Origin of the sequence: Komagataeibacter intermedius TF2 (genome assembly GCF_000964425.1) — a bacterium.
Taxonomy (GTDB): Bacteria; Pseudomonadota; Alphaproteobacteria; order Acetobacterales; family Acetobacteraceae; genus Komagataeibacter; species Komagataeibacter intermedius.
The window spans coordinates 93,520-113,507 of record NZ_BANF01000010.1 but is presented as its reverse complement, the minus strand read 5'-3'; the positions used below and the strand labels follow the sequence as shown (position 1 = coordinate 113,507).

Sequence of the window (19,988 nt, the reverse complement as noted above, 5' to 3'; positions counted from 1 at the left end):
TTTTGCGTATGGAGGCATGCCTGAAAACATGGACCTGCCGGGCGGGGTATGATTCTATGGCCAAGGCCACCGGCCCGGAGAAAGGAATCATACCGTGAGGCAGCGCAGACTGAACGAGGAGGAACAGGCCCTATGGGCGGCCTTCGCGCAGGGAATCGCGCCATTGCGGACCGCCCGGCAGGCAAAACCCGCGACCCCGCCGCCAGATCCCCCGGTTCCGTCCCCCACCACCACGGCAAAACCGGGCATGAGCCGTGCCGCCATCATGCAGCGGCTGTCATCGGGCGGGGTGCATGCGGTGCATGGAACCGCCAGCCACAGCCTGACCGTGCAGAAGGGCAAGGGCGGCGCATTTGAAATTGGCGTGCGCAGGCCGGGACTGGATGACACAAGCTGGCGTGGGTTGGTCAGTGGCAAGCTGCGTCCTGCTCGCAGGCTGGACCTGCATGGGCAGGTGGCGCAGACGGCGTTCCACCGCCTGCATGGTTTCATCATTCAGGCACATGCGGACAATGTGCGCTGTGTCGAGATCATAACCGGGCTGGGCAGCGGCCATAATGGCGGCATCCTGCGCCGGGAACTGCCGTTCTGGCTGGGGCGTGGCGATCTGGGCCGATTGATTCTGGCGGTCGTGCATCCGCATGCCGCCAATCAGGGCGCGGTGCGCGTGCTGCTGCGCCGTTCAGCGCGTGGAAGCGGGTTCTGAAAAGGCGGCGACGGACCGCGTGGGGCCTCAGCCCAGACGCCATGTCGGCAGATGGGCCGCCAGCCAGCGGCGCAGTGTCATGATGGCGGACGTATCCCCCGATGCCAGACGCAGGGCCTCGGTCGCATCCGTGCCGGTCAGGAGCGTGCGGCCGGACTGATGGGCCATGGACTGTATGGTGCTGTCACGCATGGCCTGTGTCGTGCCCGCCCGCCACCGCGCCAGTGTCGCGGGTTGCGTCAGCATGGGCAGCACAAGGGCAAGGTCCACCCCCGCCGCCGCGGCCAGTGGTTTCCATGCGGCGTACAGCAGGTCATGCAGGGCGGAATGCGCATCCTGCTGCAGGCGGGCCTGCAGGCTCATGACCTGCTGGTCGTTGGGCAGGGTGAGGGGATCAGCCTGCGTGCCCAGGGTGAACAGGGCAGGAAACCCCGCCTGCGCCAGCGTGCCGATCAGTGCTGTGGTTTCCGGCGTGCCCAGCGGGTCGGTGATCTGTATGGTATCGACCTGGTTGTCACGCAGGGCGGATGCCGCGGCCTCTGGCGTGGCAAGGCCCGTGACCGGAATGGGGCGTAGCCCGAACAGGCTCATGGCCAGTACGGTTGGCAGTTCGATCCCCGTCAGGGTCGATACGGCAATGCGCACGGGCCGGTCACGCATGAAATTGCCAAGGCTGCGGTGCAGCTGCGCCCGCCCGATAACCACCGGCATGGTCAGGCTGAGCAGCAGCGGCAGCCAGCGGCTGTAGTCAAAATGCACGCGCGGGTCCCCGCACAGGGAGGACACCAGCGCCGAACCCGGCGCCGCCAGCGCCACCATGCCATCGGACGCAAACTGCGAATCAAACAGGTTTGCCCCTGTCACCCCGTCCTGCCCCACGGTATCACGCACCGGCAGGGGGGCGGGCAGGTCCAGCCCCTGCGCCAGCGCCGTGGGCAGGACCGGTACCCATCGGTCGGCCATGGCGCTGTGGTTGCCTGCCACCAGCAGGGTCGCCCCGCCAGACGCCCCCGTGGGCATGAGCAGGCGTTCACGCGGCAGTTCGGACGCCCCGCCCCGGCGCAGGGGCATGACAGCCCCCCCGGCCAGCAGGGCCAGAAGCGCGCGCCGACCGATCATGGCTGCACCTGCGCGCGCAGGTAAATGCGGACGTTCAGGACGGGACGGAATGACAGGTATGGGGCGGACATGGCCTATTCTTATGGCCAGTGGACTTCCGGGGGAAGGCTCATGAGGATGGCTTCGGTATTTCCGCCGGTTTTCAGGCCAAAAATGGTGCCCCGGTCATGCAGCAGGTTGAACTCCACATACCGGCCACGACGGACAAGCTGCGCCTTGCGCTGTTCATCGGTCCACGGTTCCATCATCCGGCTGCGCACGATATCAGGGTAGGTTTCCAGAAAACCCAGCCCCACGTCGCGGGTAAAGGCGAAGTCGGCATCGATGTCGCCGGTATTGAGCCGGTCATAGAAAATGCCGCCCAGGCCGCGCGCTTCATTGCGATGCGGCAGGTAGAAGTACTTGTCGCACCATTCCTTGAAACGCGGATAATATTGCGGATCATGCTTTTCGCATGCCTGCCGGAACCCGTCATGGAACCGGGCGGCATCAGCTATGGCCTCGGCGCTTTCGGGGAACATGGGGGTAATGTCGCCGCCACCGCCAAACCACCCCTGCGTCGTGATGATCATGCGGGTGTTGAAGTGGGCGGCAGGCACCAGCGGGCTGCACATGTGGGCGACAAGGCTTATGCCCGTGGCGAAGAAGCGCGGGTCTTCCGATGCGCCGGGGATCGAGTCGCGAAAGCCGGGGCTGAATTCCCCGCTGACGGTGGACACATTGACCCCCACCTTTTCAAACACGCGCCCGCGCATGAGGCTGATCACGCCGCCGCCGCCGGGGGTGCCGTCATCATTGGTACGGTTCCATGGCGTGCGTTCAAAGCGGCCGGGGGCCTCCTTCCCCGGCAGGGTGGGGGAACCCTGTGCCGCGGCGTCATCCTCGATCCGTTCGAAGGCGTCACATATCCGGTCACGCAGGTTTTCAAACCAGGCGCGGGCCGTGTCCTTCAGTCCGTCATGGGCAACTGGGGTGCGGGATGTTGTCATGGTCGTATCATTCTGCCCGTTCTGGTCGTTCGCAATGATATTACGGGTGCCCGTTTGTCCCGCCTATTGCAAGACGGGCGATTGCAAGACCCGTTACCCACCCGCTAGGAAGGGGTCGCACTTCCGGCAGGAACGCGGAAGGGAGCACGTAATTGCGGCGGGAACGTAGCGGACATGCATGAACGGAGCCAACAGCAGGGCAGGACGCCATTCGCGCGGAACGTGTTGCGGCGTGGCGTGCTGCTGTCCTGCCTTGTCATCCCGTCGTGTCTTGCGGGTGGCGCTTCAGTGTCGTGGGCGCGTGATTACCGTGAACCGCCCCGGCAGGACTGGAGTTTCCGCGGACCGCTGGGCCATTTCGATATGGCTTCGGTCCAGCGTGGCTATACCGTTTACGCGCAGGTCTGTTCCGCCTGTCATGGCATGAAATCGGTTGCCTATGGCGACCTTGCCGGACTGGGGCTGAAGGAAGCGGACGTCAATGCCATTGCAGGGGCGCATCATGTCCCGGCAGGGGTGGATGGCAGCGGCCACCCGGTCACCCGGCCGGCCAATGTGGACGATCACCTGCTGTCCCCCTATCCCGATGCGCATACGGCGGCGGCGGCCAACCATGGCGTCCCCCCTCCGGACCAGTCGCGGCTGGCGGTTGTGCATCCCGGCGGGGTGGACCGTATCGATGCCTTCCTGACCGGCTATGGGCAGACCCCGCCGCCGGGCATGACGGCGGCGCCGGGGCTGTTCTACAACCCCTATGCCGCGAACGGGCAGACCGCCATGCCGCCGCCGCTGCATGATGGCGGGGTGGCCTATCCTGACGGCACGCCCGCGACGGTGGCGCAGCAGGCGCGCGATGTCACCACCTTCCTGGCGTGGGTGGCCAGTCCGCACCTGACGCAACGGCACCGCGTGGGGGTGGGGGCGGTCGTGTTCCTTCTGATCCTGCTTATTCTTTCCATCTGTCTGAAACGGAGAACGTGGTCCAATGTCCACTAACCCTGCTGCCGGCGAGCAGATCGAGCCGGTCATCGGCCTGATTGGCGGTTCCGGCCTGTATGATATCGAAGGCCTTGAAGACAAGGAATGGCGCACGGTTGAAACCCCGTGGGGCAAGCCGTCCGACCAGCTTCTGTTCGGCAGGCTGGACGGGGTGCGCTGCGTGTTCCTGCCGCGCCATGGTCGTGGCCACCCGCTGCCGCCCTCGCGCCTGAACTATCGTGCCAATATCGATGCGCTGAAACGCTCGGGTGTTACCGACATCGTGTCGCTGTCCGCCGTCGGTTCGCTGAAGGAAGAACTGCCGCCGGGGCATTTCGTGGTTATCGACCAGTTTATCGACCGGTCGTTCGCGCGCGAAAAAAGCTTTTTCGACACGGGCTGCGTGGCGCATGTCGGCATGGCTGATCCGCTGTGCCCGCGCATTGGCGACGTGCTGGAAAGCCAGTGCCGCGAACTGGGGTTGGATGTCACCCGTGGGGGCACGTATCTGGTCATGGAAGGGCCGCAGTTCTCCACCCGTGCGGAGAGCAACCTGTACCGTTCCTGGGGCTGCTCGGTCGTGGGCATGACCAACATGCCCGAAGCCAAGCTGGCCCGCGAAGCCGAGATCTGTTACGCCACCGTCGCCATGGTGACCGATTATGACTGCTGGCATGACGGTCATGACAGCGTGACGGTGGATGCCGTGGTCAAGGTGATGCAGGAAAACGCCAGCCGTGCCCGCGCCCTTGTCCGTTCGGTCATTCCGAAACTGGGGGCGAAGCGTGGCCCGTGTTACGCGGGCTGCGACCGCGCGCTGGAACACGCCATCATCACCGCACCCGACAGGCGTGACCCCGTCCTGCTGAAGAAGCTGGACGCCGTTGCGGGCCGCGTGCTGAACCGGGGCTGAATGGCGCCTGCCTGCACCCGCCACCCAGTGGTGGCGGGGGAGGTCCTGAAAGCCTTCGGACGCCGCCCTTTATTTTAAAAGGCGGCGTTTTCCCAGAAATTTTCTGAAATCGGAAGCGACGCCCATGCCTGGCACGGCATGGGTGTTTTTTTCATGCGCGGCGTGTCAGAGCCAGTGTTCAAAAAAGCTCAGCGTGCGCTGCATGGCCAGCGTGGCGGCGGCTTCGTTATAGGACGGGCGATCGGTGCAGCCGAAGCCATGATCGGCGCCGTCATACGTGAAAATCTCGATATCCTCATGCGCGGCCCGGATGGCGTCGACCTCATCGGCGGGGATATGCGCATCCTCTGCTCCGAAATGAAGCTGCACGGGACAGTTGGGGATCTGGTTGCGGGTCTGGGCGATCCCTCCGCCATACCATGCCACCGCCGCCGCGAACGCTTTGGTATGGCATGCCGCTTCCCATGCCAGCTTGCCGCCCCAGCAGAACCCGACAATGCCTTTTTTCTCCGCCGGAAGCATGTCCGCCGCCGCGGCAAGGTCCTTCAGCGTGTCGTCCTGCGCAATCTGGCTACGCAGGGTCAGGCCTTCGTGCATGCCGGTGCTGTCATAGGGCAGGATGGTGTCGCGCCTGACACGGTCAAACAGGGCAGGGGCAATGGCCTGATACCCTTCCGCCGCAAATGAGTCACATACGGAACGGATATAGGGCGTTACCCCGAAGATTTCCTGAACCACCACAACGCAGCGCGCGGCATCTGGCCGACCGGCCCGGTAGGCGGAAAATGTGTGCCCGTCCGCCGCTGTAACGGTGATGTCTGCGCCCATGGCTTTTACTCCATTCATTCCTTCGTTGCCCGTCACACAATGATGCGGGGACCCCATGCGTCAATATGAAACCCGCGTGAGGAGACAGTTTATAAGAATTTTTTCCCTATCCTGCCGTTCGGGCGGCCGTGCGCATATGGCCTGATCTGCTGGTGGTTCTGCTGTCGGGTGGCCATGCGCCGGGGGGTGTATTCATGCCTCTGGCCCTTTCGGAATGGATGGACCCTGCGTGGCGGGGAAGAACAGGGGTCATGACCCGGCAATATTGCTGCCACGTGCAATACAGGGCGAGCCAGTGCAGGCATCTGGCGAAAAGCATGGGACACGCGCCCCGCCCGATTGATCGCCGGTTCGGCGCGGGTGGCCTGTCCGGTCAATGGGATATGGCTGCTGGTTGTCTGCTGATACACGAAAGGGGAAGGCATTCCCGGAATGCCTCCCCCTTTCGTCAGGCTGCGCGAGGCGCAGGCGGAATCAGGCCCGCATGCGTGGCGTATGTGCTTCGCCTGCGAGGGGGGCGGCATTGCCTGTCCCGGCCCGATCCCAGTACTGCCCGTTCGCATGCTGCAGGGTCAGCGTCAGGGTAACCTGGCCCTTGCAGTCCGCCCACAATTCCTGGGGCAGGTGCAGGTCGCCGCGGGTCCAGCGCCATGCCACGCTGTCGGCGGCTTCCCCTTCATGGAACTGGTTTGCGAGACCTGCATGATCCAGTGCAATGTCCGCTTCATGACCCAGCCCGTCGGCAATGTGCAGGCCGGACAGGGACAGGCCAAGCGTACGGGTGTCGGAACAGCTTTCCCATTCGGCAGGACGGAACGTACGGCTGCGCAGATGCACGTTCTGTGCTGTAGCCGGGAAGATGAAGCTGGCCCGGTCGCCATTCATCATGGCCTCGACCCGCCTGCCATCCACAGTCAGGTGCATGTTGGAACGGGTTGAAACCTGCCAGCCCAGATCCCGTGCCCGGGCGACAAGACGTGCGCGGATGGCGTCGATGACCGGCCCGTGTTCAACCAGCGGGCGGGCATAATCCGACACGGACGCAGCCAGGCGCAGGGCAGGGACATTCAGCCCGAGTGCCGCACGGTTGCCTACGTCCAGATAGCTCTCGCTGGGCAGGTTGTTCGACAGCAGCACGTCATGGCTGTCCAGTTCCACGTGCCAGTAGGTCACGCTGTCACGCGGTTCCTGGCGGATCGTCGCGCCATTGACCAGACGGATGGCCTGCGTGAACACTTCGTCCATGACCGTTACGGCAATGGCGTGACCGGGGGAGACGACCAGATCCCGATCGGGCACGTTGGCCGCGAAGGCATGCGCCGCAATGCGTACCGGCCACAGGTTCCGCGCCCGTGCGCAGTCCTGCGATGGCAGGTTGGTGACATGCAGGTTGCCGATCCAGCGCACCGGCCGGATCTGCCCGCTGGCGGTCACGACCATGTCTCCCGCCTTCAGCTGCTCGACAACGACATCGCCCGACGGCGTACGGATGAACGTGCCAGCGGTAAAACACGGAGCAGTGTCGGAAGTAGGGGTGACGACAGTATTGCTGGTCAGGGCCTGGGTAGTGGCGGGTTCGTTGGCCTCGCTATATGTGTTGGATGAGAATTCAACATATGTAGCGTCTGTTGTGCCCGTGTTGATCGCGGTCCCGTTAACCGTATCGACCGATGGCTGGCTGGGGGCATAGTAGATGGTGCCGCTTCCATCCGCCGTTGTATACGGGGTTGTCTGCAGTATCTCTGTTTCATGGCCGCCAGTGCCGCCCACGGCTGTTGCCTCAACCATTCCGGCATCAGCACCGCTGGTGATGTCCTGCAGCGTTATGGTGTCGCTTCCCGAAAAACCCTTATCTGCTGTCAGTTCGGCAGACGGGTCATTCATCATTGAAATGGGAAAGGTTTCGAACGTGTTGTTCTCAACATCCCCATAAAGCATCTGGGTATCGGTAATGGTGATGGGTATCTGGTTTGGATCTGACGAAGTGGCGCCTGTTTCCTGAGTATTTACGTGGTAAGTACTATTGTCTGTCACTCTGGCAATCCCCTGTTTGCAATTGGATCTGTTTGAAATCCATAATTTTCAAATAATGGTTATATTGTACCGGTTGATATAAAATTTCAATATCATTGTTTTGCCAGGGGATGATAAAAAAAGAATATCTAAACCAGTCTGTAGGTGACTGGAATCACTCTGTAACCAGTGTAGTTCCTAAAGCTGATGCATGAAAAAAATACCGCTCCACACAGGCCTTTCATGGTGTGTGGAAAGGCATGACGGGAACAGGAATGTTAAGGAACCGCTGCGGCAGCCGGTCCGGGCTGGCATGTTACATGAATGCCCTGTCGCCGATGGACTGATCCCCCGGATCGATACAGGGCATAATCATCCTCTGCCGGACGGCAGCAACCGGAAGTCCAGCCCCCGTGAGGCAGCATCATGGGCACGTCGACTGACAGGAAGTGGAAAAGCGCGCGTGGCTGCTTCCGGCCTTAATGGATGGAATCGGTGCGTCATCATCATGCGTTGGGGTAAAGGCTGGGCTTCCGCTTTTGGCAGGGAAAGAGAGTCCAGAATAACCATTTGATATTAAATTAAAAAACGCGACCCTGTTCTTTGGTTTCCCCGGGCGCACGAATTCCGCGCCCTCAACCCCATTCCCCTTCTTGACACCTGTAAGGGGGCTTCCTATCTGCTTCTTAGCACTCTCATGAGGGGAGTGCTAACGCGATGCGGCCTGGCGCGCGCGCCAACCGGTGGCGTTGCTTGATTCAAGGGCGTTACCTTTTAAGAGATTTGGAGCGATCCATGACGAAATTTCGTCCCCTGCATGACCGTGTGGTCGTCCGTCGCCTCAAGAGCGAGGAAAAAACAGCAGGTGGTATCATCATCCCTGAGACCGCCAAGGAAAAGCCGATGGAAGGCGAGGTGATCTCGGTGGGCGCAGGTGCCCGTAACGAGCAGGGGCAGATTGTTCCCCTCGACGTGAAGGCGGGTGACCGCGTCCTGTTCGGCAAGTGGTCGGGCACGGAAGTGACGATCAACGGTGAAGAACTGCTGATCATGAAGGAAAGCGACATCATGGGCGTGGTCGCCTGACCCACCCGGTGCTTTCCTGACCGAGTAACCTTTTAGAACTTTCCATATCGGAGAAGAAGAAAATGGCAGCCAAGGACGTAAAGTTCGGCGGTGAAGCCCGCCAGCGCATGCTGCGTGGCGTGGACATTCTTGCAGACGCGGTAAAGGTGACGCTGGGCCCGAAGGGTCGTAACGTTGTCCTGGACAAGAGCTTCGGCGCACCGCGCATCACGAAGGACGGTGTCTCCGTCGCCAAGGAAATCGAACTGGCCGACAAGTTCGAGAACATGGGCGCGCAGATGGTTCGTGAGGTCGCATCCAAGACCAACGACATCGCGGGCGACGGCACCACCACGGCAACCGTGCTGGCGCAGGCCATCGTGCGTGAAGGTGCCAAGGCGGTTGCCGCGGGCATGAACCCGATGGACCTCAAGCGCGGCATCGACAAGGCGGTTGGCGTTGTCGTTGAAGAGCTGAAGAAGAACGCGAAGAAGATCACGACCCCGGCCGAAACGGCACAGGTCGGCACGATTTCCGCCAATGGCGAAAAGGAAATCGGCGAGATGATCTCGCAGGCCATGCAGAAGGTCGGCTCCGAAGGCGTCATCACGGTGGAAGAGGCCAAGGGCCTGCACACCGAACTGGACGTGGTCGAGGGCATGCAGTTCGATCGTGGCTACATCTCCCCGTATTTCGTGACGAATGCGGAAAAGATGACCGTCGATCTGGACAGCCCCTACATCCTGATCCACGAAAAGAAGCTGTCTTCGCTGCAGCCGATCCTGCCGCTGCTGGAAGCCGTCGTGCAGTCCGGCCGTCCGCTGCTGATCATTGCGGAAGACGTTGATGGCGAAGCGCTGGCGACCCTGGTGGTCAACAAGCTGCGTGGTGGCCTGAAGATCGCCGCCGTCAAGGCGCCGGGCTTCGGTGACCGTCGCAAGGCCATGCTGGAAGACATCGCGATCCTGACCGGTGGCCAGGTCATCAGCGAAGACCTCGGCATCAAGCTGGAAAGCGTGACGCTGGACATGCTGGGCACCGCGAAGAAGGTGCACATCGACAAGGAAAACACCACCATTGTCGAAGGCGCAGGCAGCACGGATGGCATCAAGGGCCGTTGTGCCCAGATCCGCGCGCAGATCGAGGAAACCACCTCGGACTACGACCGTGAAAAGCTGCAGGAACGCCTGGCGAAGCTGGCTGGCGGCGTTGCCGTGATCCGCGTTGGTGGCTCCACCGAGATCGAGGTGAAGGAACGCAAGGACCGCGTTGACGACGCCCTGCACGCGACCCGTGCGGCGGTTGAGGAAGGCATTGTCCCCGGTGGTGGCACCGCACTTGCCCGCGCATCGACCAAGCTGGGTGGCCTGCACTTCCATAACGACGACCAGCGCGTCGGTGCGGACATCATCCGCAAGGCCCTGCAGGCTCCGCTGCGCCAGATCGCCCACAACGCGGGTGAAGATGGTGCGGTCATCGCTGGCAAGGTTCTGGAAAACGACACCTACACCTTCGGTTTCGATGCCCAGATCGGCGACTACAAGGACCTGGTGGAAGCCGGCATCATCGATCCGATGAAGGTTGTCCGCACGGCGCTGCAGGATGCGGCATCGGTTGCCGGCCTGCTGATCACCACCGAAGCGATGGTGGCCGAGCGTCCGGAAAAGAAGGCCCCTGCAATGCCGGAAGGTGGCATGGGCGGAATGGGCGGCATGGGTGGCATGGACTTCTAAGTCCGGCCTCCAGCTCCCCCGGAGGGACGGGGATGGCGGGTCCGCCCGCCGTCCCTTTCCCATCCGGACCGTTGAAAAAAGCGGGTGTGACTCCGGTCACGCCCGCTTTTTTCATGGGTCGGGTATCATGGGGCTGCCTGTTTGCGGGCGGCGATCAGCAGGAAGGTCGGTCGGTCCCGTTCGGGCGCCCAGTCGGGATGGGCGGCCAGGTCACGGTCGGTCGGACTCCATTCCTCCACATGCGTCACGGTAAAGCCCGTGCCGATCAGTGCGTTGATCAGGGTGCCCAGCGTGCGGTGCTGCTTGGTGACGCCGGGCGCCAGCCAGTCCGTGCTGCGTGGTCCTTCCTTCTGGTAGTCATTGAGGGGCCAGATACGCGCGCCCGCCGCGTCCTGCGCCCAGTCGGGATGGGACGGGGCGGTGTAGATCGGGTGTTCGGTGGAAAACACGAAATGGCCGCCCGGCAACAGGCTGTCATGAATGGTCCGCAGCAGCGCGCCCAGATTGCTGACATAGTGCAGCACCAGTGAACTGTAGGCCAGGTCAAACGCAGCCGGGGGCAGTTCCAGCGTTTCCAGATCCCGCCGGACATAGGTAATGGCCGCGTCGTGACCGAAGCTGCGGGCACGGGCCAGCATGTTTTCCGACAGGTCTATCCCCAGTACGGACCGGGCATGGCGCGTGCTGGCCCAGCGGCAGAACCAGCCAAATCCACAGCCAGGATCAACGATGCGCGCGCCCTCGGGCGGAGGGAGCAGGGCCTGCATCGCGGGCCATTCCGCCGCCGCGTCCAGCCCGTCGCGCGAACGGGGCAACTGGCTGTAGCCATGAAAGAAATCAGGCTGGTCATATATGTTCTGGCTCATGGGCGCTCTGTCCGGCGGGGAAGGGATGTGGCATGTCCGGGCTGTCTTGTCGCCTGCCTGCGGGCCGTGGCATGCGGCACGCCCGGATGCCGGAAATGGACGGGTCCGCCGCTGCGAGGGAGATCACTGTTTTTTGATATATTATATCTCGATCCATGGGGGCGGCATATCTCATGATTTGACAGGGCGGCCCTTTTCATGCTGCCCCTATGGTGCACGAACGACGTGAAAGCTGCAGGGTGTTTTCCGGATGCCCCGTTTTTTTCATGGCCGTAAAGGCACGCGCCCGGATTGCCGGTATTAGGACCGGCAAGGATGGCGCTGGAGAAGAGACTGGCTATGGCTACCGGAAAAGTAAAATGGTTCAACGCAACCAAGGGTTTTGGCTTCATCATGCCTGATGATGGCGGCAAGGACGTGTTTGTGCACATCACCGCGGTGCAGGCCGCCGGCCTGCGTGGCCTGAACGAGGATCAGGCCGTCAGCTACGACATCGCCATGGAACGTGGCAAGGCCGCCGCGACCAACCTCAAGGCGCTCTGACGCACGGCCCCTGGCGGGGCGGGGAGCATTGGGGAGCACCGATCAGGAAAGCTGATCCACGGAGGTGTCCTGCGCCTGCAGGAAGGCCGTGATCTCCCGTGCTGCCGCGCTCAGTCCAAGGCGGCGCACCGCCACCCCTTCGGGGAAGGCGGACAGAAGGCGTGACGGGGTGCGCCGGTCCAGCAGGACGAATACACCCCTGTCCTGCCGGCTGCGGATCAGGCGCCCGAATGCCTGGCGCAGGCGCAGGCGGGCGATCCTGTCATCATAACGGCCCGGTGCGCCACCGGACAGGTGAATGCGCCGTTCACGGTGCAGGATGTCGGGACGCGGCCACGGCACGCGTTCGAACGCCACCAGCCGCAGCGCATTGCCCGGCACATCCACCCCATCACGCATTGCATCCGTGCCCAGCAGGCAGGCATTGCGCTCACTGCGCAGGATGTCCACCAGCGTGGCATTGTCCATCGGGTCCACATGCTGCGCGAACAGCGGCAGGCCCGCTGCTTCCAGCGGGGTCAGGATGCGCCTGTACACCTCCCTCAGCCGTGATATGGCGGTAAACAGTCCCAGCGCACCGCCGTTCGACGCCATGAACAGCGTGCGGTAAGCCCCGGCAAGGGCAGCGGGGTCATCATGCGCCACGTCGGTGATGATGAAGGCGCGGCTCTGTCGGGCGTAATCGAACGGGCTGGGAAATGACGACCGGATGGCGGGGGATGGCAGGTGGATCGCGCCGGACCGGGCTTCCGCCGCGTCCCATGCGCGTTCGGCGCTGTCATTCGCCGTGTCCTCGCCCGTTTCGTCACGCAGTGTTGCGGACGTGACCAGCACGCCATGCGCCGGGGCCGCCAGCACGCTGGCAAACGGAATGGTCGGGTCCAGCCAGTGGCGGTACAGGCCCACATCCCGCTCGCCGGGGTTCTGCCCCTCGCGCCGGTCCATGCGGATGTAGTCGATATATTGCGGTGTGCCGCCATCGGGCGGTGGCTCGCCCGCCTGCATGGTGCCCAGCATGGCGCACCAGCCATCCACGCGCGACAGCGCACGCCGCCGGATTGAACGGATGGCGGCGGCAATCCGTTCGCGCATGGGGGTATCCAGCCAGTCGGCTTCGGTTTCCAGCGCTTCATCCAGCCGCGCGATCAGGATGCGCAGCGGTTCGGCCAGCCGGCGCAGCGCGCGTTCCAGCCCCTGCGCCGCCGCATGCAGGGAGTCAGGCATGGGGTGCAGGTCGCATTCGCTGTCGCTGCGGCGACCGCCCCCTTCGGGGCTGCCATGCGTGCGGGCCAGCACCTGCTGGCGCAGTTCATGCAGCAGCACTTCCGATGGGTTGGACAGGGCCGGCTCCCCGGTTTCCACTGCCGTATCGACCGGGGGTGCGGTCCTGCTGCCGGGGTCAAGGGCGGCAAGGCGGGCGGACCAGCCGGGTGCTGGCAGGGCGCGGGCGGCCATGAGGGCCGTGTCCAGTGGCGTCTCGATCCGGGGAATATGCACCATCAGGTCTTCCAGCCTGCGCCGCAGTCCCCGCGCGCGCGACCGTGCGCCCTCCGCCCCCAGCAGCCACCGCCGCAGTTCGGCGGCCTCCAGCCCGGACAGTTCCAGGGCGAAGGCGCTGTCGGCGGCGTCCGCGATATGGTGCCCTTCGTCCATGATGTAGCGGGTGGGGGTGTTGTCCTCGTTATTGGTGTCCGCGCCATCCATGGCGTGCCATGCCGCCTGTGACATGACCAGCGCATGGTTGGCGATCACGAGGTCGGCCGTGCGGGCGCGGCGGATGGAATGTTCGACCATGCACTGCTGGTAATGCGGGCAGGCACCATGGATGCATTCGCCGCGCCGGTCGGCAATGCTGGTCAGCAGGCCACGCCCGAACAGGTCGGCAAACCATCCCGGCAGGTCGCCGCCAAACAGGTCGCCATCACGCGTATGCGCCGCCCACAGCGCCACAAGCGCCAGCCCGATGATGGTATGGTTGCCTGCCTGCCCACGTGACAGCGCGATATTCACGCTTTCTTCCATGTTCAGCAGGCACAGGTAGTTTTCGCGTCCCTTGCGCACCACCACATGGCTGCGCCGGATGTCGGGATCGGGATAGACGCGGGCCAGTTCCGATTCGATCTGGCGCTGCAGGTGGCGGGTATAGGTGCTGATCCAGACCGTTCCGCCATTGCGGGTGGCCCAGATGCTGGCGGGGGCGACGTAGCCAAGGGTCTTGCCGGTGCCGGTGCCTGCTTCCGCCAGCACCATATGCGGGTCGCCCTGTGCCGTGCGGGGGGCGAAGGCGCGGGCGGCGACGTGGCTGAAGGCGTCCTGCGCCGGGCGGTGTTCCGCTCCTTCACCCAGTATGGTGCGCAGGTGGGCGCGCGTTTCCTCCCCCGTGACGGGGTGGGCTGCAGGGGCCGGACGGGGTGCGGTTTCTTCCCATTTTGGCAGACGCGTCCAGATTTTCAGCGCCTCGTTGGGCTGGATCATGCCTGCAGGCAGGCCGCCCGCGGGCGGTAGCCCCAGTGCGGCGCAGACCGACGGACCCCATGCCCATCCGGCCTTGCGCATGCTCCACGCCAGCGCGGTCCTTATGCCGCCCTCGGGTGTGTTGCGGATGGCCGCGATCCGGCGCAGCAGTTCAAACGCCAGATCGGGCAGCAGGTCGGCCTCAGGCGCATCCAGCCGGTTTTCGGCAATGCCCAGCGCCGTTCCCAGCCCGCGCGCGGTCGGTGGTACGCCGTGGGCAGGCAGGGCGAAGGCGAACAGTTCCAGCAGGTCAAGCCACGGGCTGGGGCGCGGTGGCGGTGGCAGGTCCAGCCTGCGCGCGGTCGCAGGCGCATGGATGACCATGGGCGCCGGCCACTGTGGCAGTTCACGCCGTATGTCATCAGCCGACATGGACAGGATTTCCCCATCCGGGGTCAGGACCGACCATGCGCCGTTGCGGGGAATGATCGCCGGCGCACTGTCCGGCAGGGGCGGGGTGTCTGGCATGTCTGTAAATGATATAGGGCACCTGCGGGCATCTGTCGCCCGCCGTGTGTCATGTCATTATTATTGCTGTACCCCCGGGTGTGGAATAGGATGGATTGACCCGCGCCCCTCCTGTCCATAGCTTGCCGGTCCATGTCAGAACAGCATCGTCCCCTTATTTCGCCCCTCCCGAAGTCCTGGCCGTTCGAGGAGGCCGCCAAACTGTCCGCGCATGTCGGTAACACCGCGCGTGAGGTGACGGCTGACCGCCCTGTTCTGCTGGAAACCGGCTATGGTCCGTCGGGCCTGCCCCATATCGGCACGTTTGGCGAGGTCGCGCGCACGTCATGGGTGCGTCAGGCGTTCACGAAGCTGACCGGCCTGCCCACGCGCCTGCTGGCGTTTTCCGATGACATGGACGCCCTGCGCAAGGTGCCGGACAACGTGCCCAACCAGGACATGCTGCGCCAGTTCATCGGCAGGCCGCTGTCGCGCGTGCCCGATCCGTTTGGCATGCACGAATCCTTCGCCGCCCACAATAATGCCCGCCTGCGCGCTTTCCTTGACGGGTTCGGGTTTGATTACGAATTCGCATCTTCCACGCAGTATTATGAAGGCGGCCGCTTTGATGCGGCCCTGAAACGCGTGCTGGAGGTGCATGACAAGATTGTGGCCGTGATTGCCCCGACATTGGGCGAGGAACGGCGCGCAACCTACTCCCCCGTCCTGCCCATCCACCCGCGCACCGGTCAGGTCATGCAGGTGAAGATGGACGCCATCGATCCCGTCGCAGGCACGGTGCGCTGGACCGATGAGGACGGCGAGACGTTCGAGACCCCGGTCACCGGCGGCCATGCCAAGATGCAGTGGAAGGCCGACTGGGCCATGCGCTGGTATGCGCTGGGCGTTGATTATGAAATGTCGGGCAAGGACCTGATCGACAGCGTGCGCCTGTCGGGCAGGATCTGCCGTATCCTTGGCGGCCAGCCGCCCGCGGGTCTGACGTATGAGCTGTTCCTGGACCAGAACGGGCAGAAGATTTCCAAGTCGAAGGGCAATGGCATCTCGGTCGAGGAATGGCTACGCTATGCCCCGCCCGAAAGCCTGGGGCAGTACATGTTCAATGCGCCGCAGCGTGCCAAACGCCTGTTCTTTGACGTGATCCCCAAGGCGACGGATGAATATCTGGCCCATGTGGCCAGGGCCAAGACGCTGGCGGCGGAAGATCCCGTCCTGCTGACCAATCCGGCATGGTTCATCCACAAGGGCACGATCCCGGCGGATGCGGGCAGCCCGATCACGTTTGGCATGCTGCTTAACCTCGCCTCCGTCGCCAATGCAGAGACGCCGGATGTGCTGTGGAAGTTCATCCAGCGTTATGACGCGAAGGCCACGCCCGAAAGCTGCCCCATGCTGGCGCGTCTGGTGGATCACGCCATCGTCTATTACGCCGATTTCGTTCGCCCCACGAAGCATTACCGCGCGCCGGATGCGCATGAACGCAAGGCGCTGGCTGATCTGGCCGAAGCGCTGCGTGAACTGGAAGGGGAGGATGTTTCCCCCGATACCTGCCAGAACCTTGTGTTCGAAATCGGCAAGACCCATGGATTCGAACCGCTGCGGGCCTGGTTCGGCTGCCTGTATGAAGTGCTGCTGGGGCAGAAGGAAGGTCCGCGTTTCGGGATTTTCGTGGCGCTGTACGGGATTTCGGAAACCGTGGCCCTGATCGAGGCCGCGCTGACCCGGAACGAAGGGGCCGTGGCCTAAGGGCCAGCCCATGGCCGACCGTCCGTTGCACACTCCCCCCTCCCCACGGGATAAGGACAGGGATGCGGCCGGGACCAGGCCATCATCTCTCGCCCGGCATCCCCTGCTGCGGCACCTGCCGCATATGCTGGGCCTGCTGCTGCTGGTCGGGGCCGTGGTGGTGGTGCAGCGCGAGGTACGCCACCTGCACTGGCGCGACATAAGCCACGCGCTGGCGGCCATTCCGATGGGGACATTATGGGCCGGGGCGGGGTTTACGCTGCTGTCCTATCTGGTCCTGTCTTTCTATGACTGGCTTGCGGTGCGGCAGGTGGGCTGCCCGCTTGGCTTCAGGCGCACCGCGTTTGCCGCGTTCTGTTCGTATGTGCTGTCGCACAACCTCGGGTTTTCCGCCATTTCCGGGGCGGCGGTCCGCTTCAGGCTGTATGGCAACTGGGGGCTGAAGCCACTTCAGGTCGCGCAGATCATCGCCTTCTGTTCCGCCACCTACCTGCTGGGGGCGGCAGTGCTGATCGGTAGCGTGCTGGTGCTGGAACCCGGTACGGTGCCATTCATTGGCCATACGTTGCCCGGCATCGTCATGCGGCTGGTGGGGATCGTGCTGTGGGGCGGGGTTCTGGCCTATATCACCATGGGCCGTTATGTGAACGAGGTCCGGATATGGCGCTGGCAGATCACATTCCCGTCCTCGGGCATGGCGATCATGCAGACGGTTGTCGCGACACTGGAAGTCGCGGCGACAGCGGCCATTGCCTACACTTTCCTGCCCGTGGCCCCCGGTCTGGATTACGGCACGTTCCTTGCCATCTATATCGCTTCCTACACCGCAGGACTTGTGGCCAGCGTGCCCGGTGGCCTTGGTGTCTTTGATGGCGCGATGATGTTCGCACTTGGCCCCTATGTGCCTGCGACCCGCATCGTGACCGCCATCCTGATCTTCCGGCTGTTCTATTACATCGTGCCCCTGTTCGTGGCCGGGATCATGTTCGCCGCCCATGAACTGTTCCTGCGGGGAGATGCCGCCCTGTCGCGCAAGGTGGGTGCGCGCAGTCCGGTGCGGGGGCCGCGCATGGGCCGCCCCAGCCAGGTCATACGGGAAAGCGAGGCCGATTTTTCCGTGGCGGTGGCAACGGGGGCAGTCTCGCTATGTGGTGGCCTGCTGCTGGCGCTGACGTTGCTGGACCCGGAAAACTGGCTGAATGCGGGGCGCATGCAGCCCCTGTTCGCGACGTTGGGGGACTACCTGCTGTCGCTGATCGGGGTGGTGCTGATCGGGCTTGGCATTGGCCTGTCGCAGCGCGTGACGCTGGCATGGAAGGCCACAATGGTGCTTCTGGCGGCGGCGTGCATGCTGACGCTGCTGCGGGGGTCGCCGGTGGGCGTGCCGGGGCTGTTCATGCTGGTGTGCATGCTGATCGCCCCCTTCCGTGGGTCGTATTACCGCCATGCACGGATCATGAGCGAACCGCTGTCCTCCCACACCATCGTGTCGCTGGTGCTGCTGATCAGTTCCATCGTGATTCTGGTCATGGCGGGCCCGCATGATTCCGCGGGTGGAAGCTGGTGGGAAATCATGCTGTTCGCCACGCGTCCGGGCATTGCCCAGTGGACGCTGGGGCTTGCGGTCATGCTGGCGCTGGTCACGATCGTGCGGCTGGTACGGCCGGGCCGCATTCAGGTGATGCCGTGGAATGCGCAGACGCAGGCCCTGTATCACAGCTTTGACCACTCGCTGGATGGTCTGGGGCAGATGACGCCGGTGCCGGTGGGGCTGATACCCGGCGCGCGCAGGCAGGCGTTACTGCCGTTTGTGCGGCTGGGCCCGTATCTGGTCGGGCTGGGTGATCCGGCGGGCAAGGCGGATGACTGCACATCCGCCATATGGTGGCTGCGCGACCTTGCGGTGCAGGAGGGCTGCCAGCCGGTTTTCTGGCATGTCGGGGTCAGCCTGCTGCCTGTGTATAACGAACTGGGCCTGACACCGTGGCCCCTGACGGAAGAAGGACATCCTACCCATCCGGGATTCCTGTGCGCGGCGGCGGATGACCTGACCATGGTCCGCACTCTGATGCGTTCCTCGTTCCATGTCCCGGCACAGGCGAAAGAATAAGGACATGTGCTTTCGCGGCAGCATGAAAGGGCGGCCATGACCAGCCATGCGGGGCTGCTGACCCATTTTTCCACCGTGGTGGGACTGCCCAGCCTGTCCGGGGCCTTCCTTATGGCCTTCCCGGCGCTGTTTTCCATTGTCAATCCGCTGGGTGCGGCGCTGATTTTTGCACAGGTCACGGCGGGGCATGACCGGCGGACCTGCATGGTGCTGGCACGCAAGGTCGCGTTCTATTCCGCCATGCTGATGCTGACCTCGATCTGGATCGGGGGGCTGGTTCTGTCATTTTTTGGCATCACCATCGATGCCCTGCGCATTGCGGGGGGACTGGTGGTTGCAGTGCGGGCCTGGGCCCTGCTGCAGGCCCCCGAAACGGAAGAGGCCCGCAAACAGGCGCAGGCCAGCCAGGGCAGCACCGCACAGGCCAGCAGCAACATGATGGGGCAGGCGTTTTTCCCCCTGACCATGCCCTTTACTGTCGGTCCCGGTACGATTGCGGTCGCGATCGCGCTGGGGTCGGAGGGGCCACCGGGTGGGCACCACCTTGTCTTTTATGGTGTGCTGTCACTGGCGGGCATGCTGGTGGCTGCGATTGTATGGGCGGCCTATACCTATGCCGATCAGCTGCTGTGCCTGCTGGGCACGACCGGCACGCGCATTGTCTCGCGCCTTGCCGCGCTGATCCTGCTGTCGATCGGGGTGCAGATCCTGATTACCGGCATACAGGGCGTGATCCTGTCCAGTGCGCGGGCCGTCCTGCTTATGGTGAACTGAAGGCGGGGGATAAGGGCGGGATGTCCGGCAGGTCCTCACCTGCCAGAACGGCCCGTACGCAGGCCCGTAGCGCGGGCAGCACGTCCGCGCCGAACCGGGGCGTGCGCCGTTCCCATGCCCCCGTGCGCCATGACGGATGCGGCAGGGGAAAATACCGTGGCAGGTATCGCCGGAAATCAAGGCATCGCTCGCTGACGCGTCCCTTGCCCAGGATATGCTGCTGGGCATAGGAGCCCACCACCAGTGTCAGCCTGATATCGGGCATCTGCGCCATGATGCGCGCGCGCCATTGCGGTGCGCATTCGGGGCGGGGTGGGCAGTCGCCACCCTGTGGCAGCCTGCCGGGGTAACACAGCCCCATGGGAACCAGCGCAATGCGGCTGGAATCATAAAATGTCGCACGGTCGATTCCCATCCAGCCACGCAGCCTGTCGCCAGAGGCATCATTGAAGGACTGCCCGGTTTCATGCACGCGGGTGCCGGGGGCCTGGCTGGCGATCAGCAGTCGTGCCGTGCGCGAGACGTGCAGCACCGGCCGGGGGCCAAGCGGCAGGTGAGCGGTACAGATCTGGCACGCGTGGATGGCGTCCAGCAGTTCTTCCAGTGTTTCGGCCATGGTCCAG

At 63.8% G+C, this 19,988-nt stretch carries 16 protein-coding genes; 9 read left to right on the top strand and 7 right to left on the bottom strand.

Annotation, left to right across the window (positions count from 1 at the left end; translation table 11 throughout):
- The first annotated feature begins 94 nt into the window (after positions 1–94).
- On the top strand, positions 95–706 hold the full coding sequence (locus tag B7449_RS01895; RefSeq protein ID WP_039732787.1) for a Smr/MutS family protein: 612 nt from the start codon (positions 95–97) through the stop codon (positions 704–706).
- A 27-nt stretch (positions 707–733) separates the two neighbouring features.
- On the opposite strand, the gene B7449_RS01890 is transcribed toward B7449_RS01895, so the two are convergent.
- Positions 734–1,825: a hypothetical protein gene (locus B7449_RS01890; protein WP_039732788.1), complete on the bottom strand. Its 1,092-nt coding sequence runs from the start codon at positions 1,823–1,825 to the stop codon at positions 734–736.
- An 80-nt stretch (positions 1,826–1,905) separates the two neighbouring features.
- Positions 1,906–2,814 carry an oxygen-dependent coproporphyrinogen oxidase gene (gene hemF, locus B7449_RS01885; protein ID WP_039732789.1) on the bottom strand — a complete coding sequence of 303 codons (909 nt, stop codon included), beginning with the start codon at positions 2,812–2,814 and terminating at the stop codon, positions 1,906–1,908.
- A 174-nt stretch (positions 2,815–2,988) separates the two neighbouring features.
- On the opposite strand from hemF, the gene B7449_RS01880 reads away from it, so the two are divergent.
- Together B7449_RS01880 and B7449_RS01875 are read left to right on the top strand one after the other, a co-directional pair.
- Complete coding sequence (locus B7449_RS01880; protein ID WP_039732790.1) at positions 2,989–3,810, top strand: cytochrome c1; 822 nt, start codon at positions 2,989–2,991, stop codon at positions 3,808–3,810.
- Positions 3,800–4,705, top strand: a complete 906-nt coding sequence (locus B7449_RS01875) for an S-methyl-5'-thioadenosine phosphorylase (RefSeq protein WP_039732791.1) — start codon at positions 3,800–3,802, stop codon at positions 4,703–4,705. The genes B7449_RS01880 and B7449_RS01875 overlap by 11 nt, the downstream gene beginning before the upstream one ends.
- Positions 4,706–4,870: 165 nt before the next feature.
- Here the strand turns inward: B7449_RS01875 and B7449_RS01870 are convergent, their stop codons facing one another.
- Both B7449_RS01870 and B7449_RS01865 read right to left on the bottom strand, forming a co-directional pair.
- The gene (locus tag B7449_RS01870) at positions 4,871–5,533 is read right to left on the bottom strand and encodes a dienelactone hydrolase family protein (RefSeq protein WP_039732792.1); all 663 of its coding nucleotides are present in this window, start codon (positions 5,531–5,533) and stop codon (positions 4,871–4,873) included.
- 474 nt (positions 5,534–6,007) lie between these two features.
- A complete protein-coding gene (locus B7449_RS01865; RefSeq protein WP_048883163.1) occupies positions 6,008–7,471 on the bottom strand; it encodes a Hint domain-containing protein in 1,464 nt (487 codons plus the stop codon).
- Between the two features lie 870 nt (positions 7,472–8,341).
- On the opposite strand from B7449_RS01865, the gene groES reads away from it, so the two are divergent.
- On the top strand, positions 8,342–8,632 hold the full coding sequence (groES, locus tag B7449_RS01860) for a co-chaperone GroES (protein WP_039732793.1): 291 nt from the start codon (positions 8,342–8,344) through the stop codon (positions 8,630–8,632).
- Positions 8,633–8,694: 62 nt separating this feature from the next.
- Positions 8,695–10,344, top strand: coding sequence for a chaperonin GroEL (groL, locus tag B7449_RS01855; protein ID WP_039732794.1), 1,650 nt, complete (start codon positions 8,695–8,697; stop codon positions 10,342–10,344).
- A gap of 125 nt (positions 10,345–10,469) precedes the next feature.
- Here the strand turns inward: groL and B7449_RS01850 are convergent, their stop codons facing one another.
- Positions 10,470–11,210 (bottom strand): class I SAM-dependent methyltransferase, encoded by a 741-nt coding sequence (locus B7449_RS01850; protein WP_039732795.1) that lies wholly within the window; start codon positions 11,208–11,210, stop codon positions 10,470–10,472.
- 339 nt (positions 11,211–11,549) lie between these two features.
- On the opposite strand from B7449_RS01850, the gene B7449_RS01845 reads away from it, so the two are divergent.
- Positions 11,550–11,753, top strand: coding sequence for a cold-shock protein (locus B7449_RS01845; protein WP_010507660.1), 204 nt, complete (start codon positions 11,550–11,552; stop codon positions 11,751–11,753).
- Positions 11,754–11,795: 42 nt separating this feature from the next.
- Here B7449_RS01845 and B7449_RS01840 read toward each other — a convergent pair whose 3' ends face one another.
- The gene (locus B7449_RS01840; protein ID WP_039732796.1) at positions 11,796–14,735 is read right to left on the bottom strand and encodes an ATP-dependent DNA helicase; all 2,940 of its coding nucleotides are present in this window, start codon (positions 14,733–14,735) and stop codon (positions 11,796–11,798) included.
- 132 nt (positions 14,736–14,867) lie between these two features.
- Between B7449_RS01840 and B7449_RS01835 the strand changes: the two genes are divergently transcribed.
- Genes B7449_RS01835 through B7449_RS01825 form a run of 3 tightly spaced genes read left to right on the top strand, consistent with a single transcriptional unit; the run spans position 14,868 to position 19,365 of the window.
- The gene (locus B7449_RS01835) at positions 14,868–16,481 is read left to right on the top strand and encodes a lysine--tRNA ligase (RefSeq protein WP_039732797.1); all 1,614 of its coding nucleotides are present in this window, start codon (positions 14,868–14,870) and stop codon (positions 16,479–16,481) included.
- Between the two features lie 10 nt (positions 16,482–16,491).
- Entirely contained in the window at positions 16,492–18,591 is a 2,100-nt protein-coding gene (locus tag B7449_RS01830; protein ID WP_039732798.1) for a lysylphosphatidylglycerol synthase domain-containing protein, read from the top strand.
- Between the two features lie 36 nt (positions 18,592–18,627).
- Positions 18,628–19,365, top strand: coding sequence for a MarC family protein (locus B7449_RS01825; protein WP_039732799.1), 738 nt, complete (start codon positions 18,628–18,630; stop codon positions 19,363–19,365).
- Here B7449_RS01825 and B7449_RS01820 read toward each other — a convergent pair.
- The gene (locus B7449_RS01820; protein ID WP_039732800.1) at positions 19,352–19,981 is read right to left on the bottom strand and encodes a uracil-DNA glycosylase family protein; all 630 of its coding nucleotides are present in this window, start codon (positions 19,979–19,981) and stop codon (positions 19,352–19,354) included. The genes B7449_RS01825 and B7449_RS01820 overlap by 14 nt on opposite strands.
- Between the last annotated feature and the right edge of the window lie 7 nt (positions 19,982–19,988).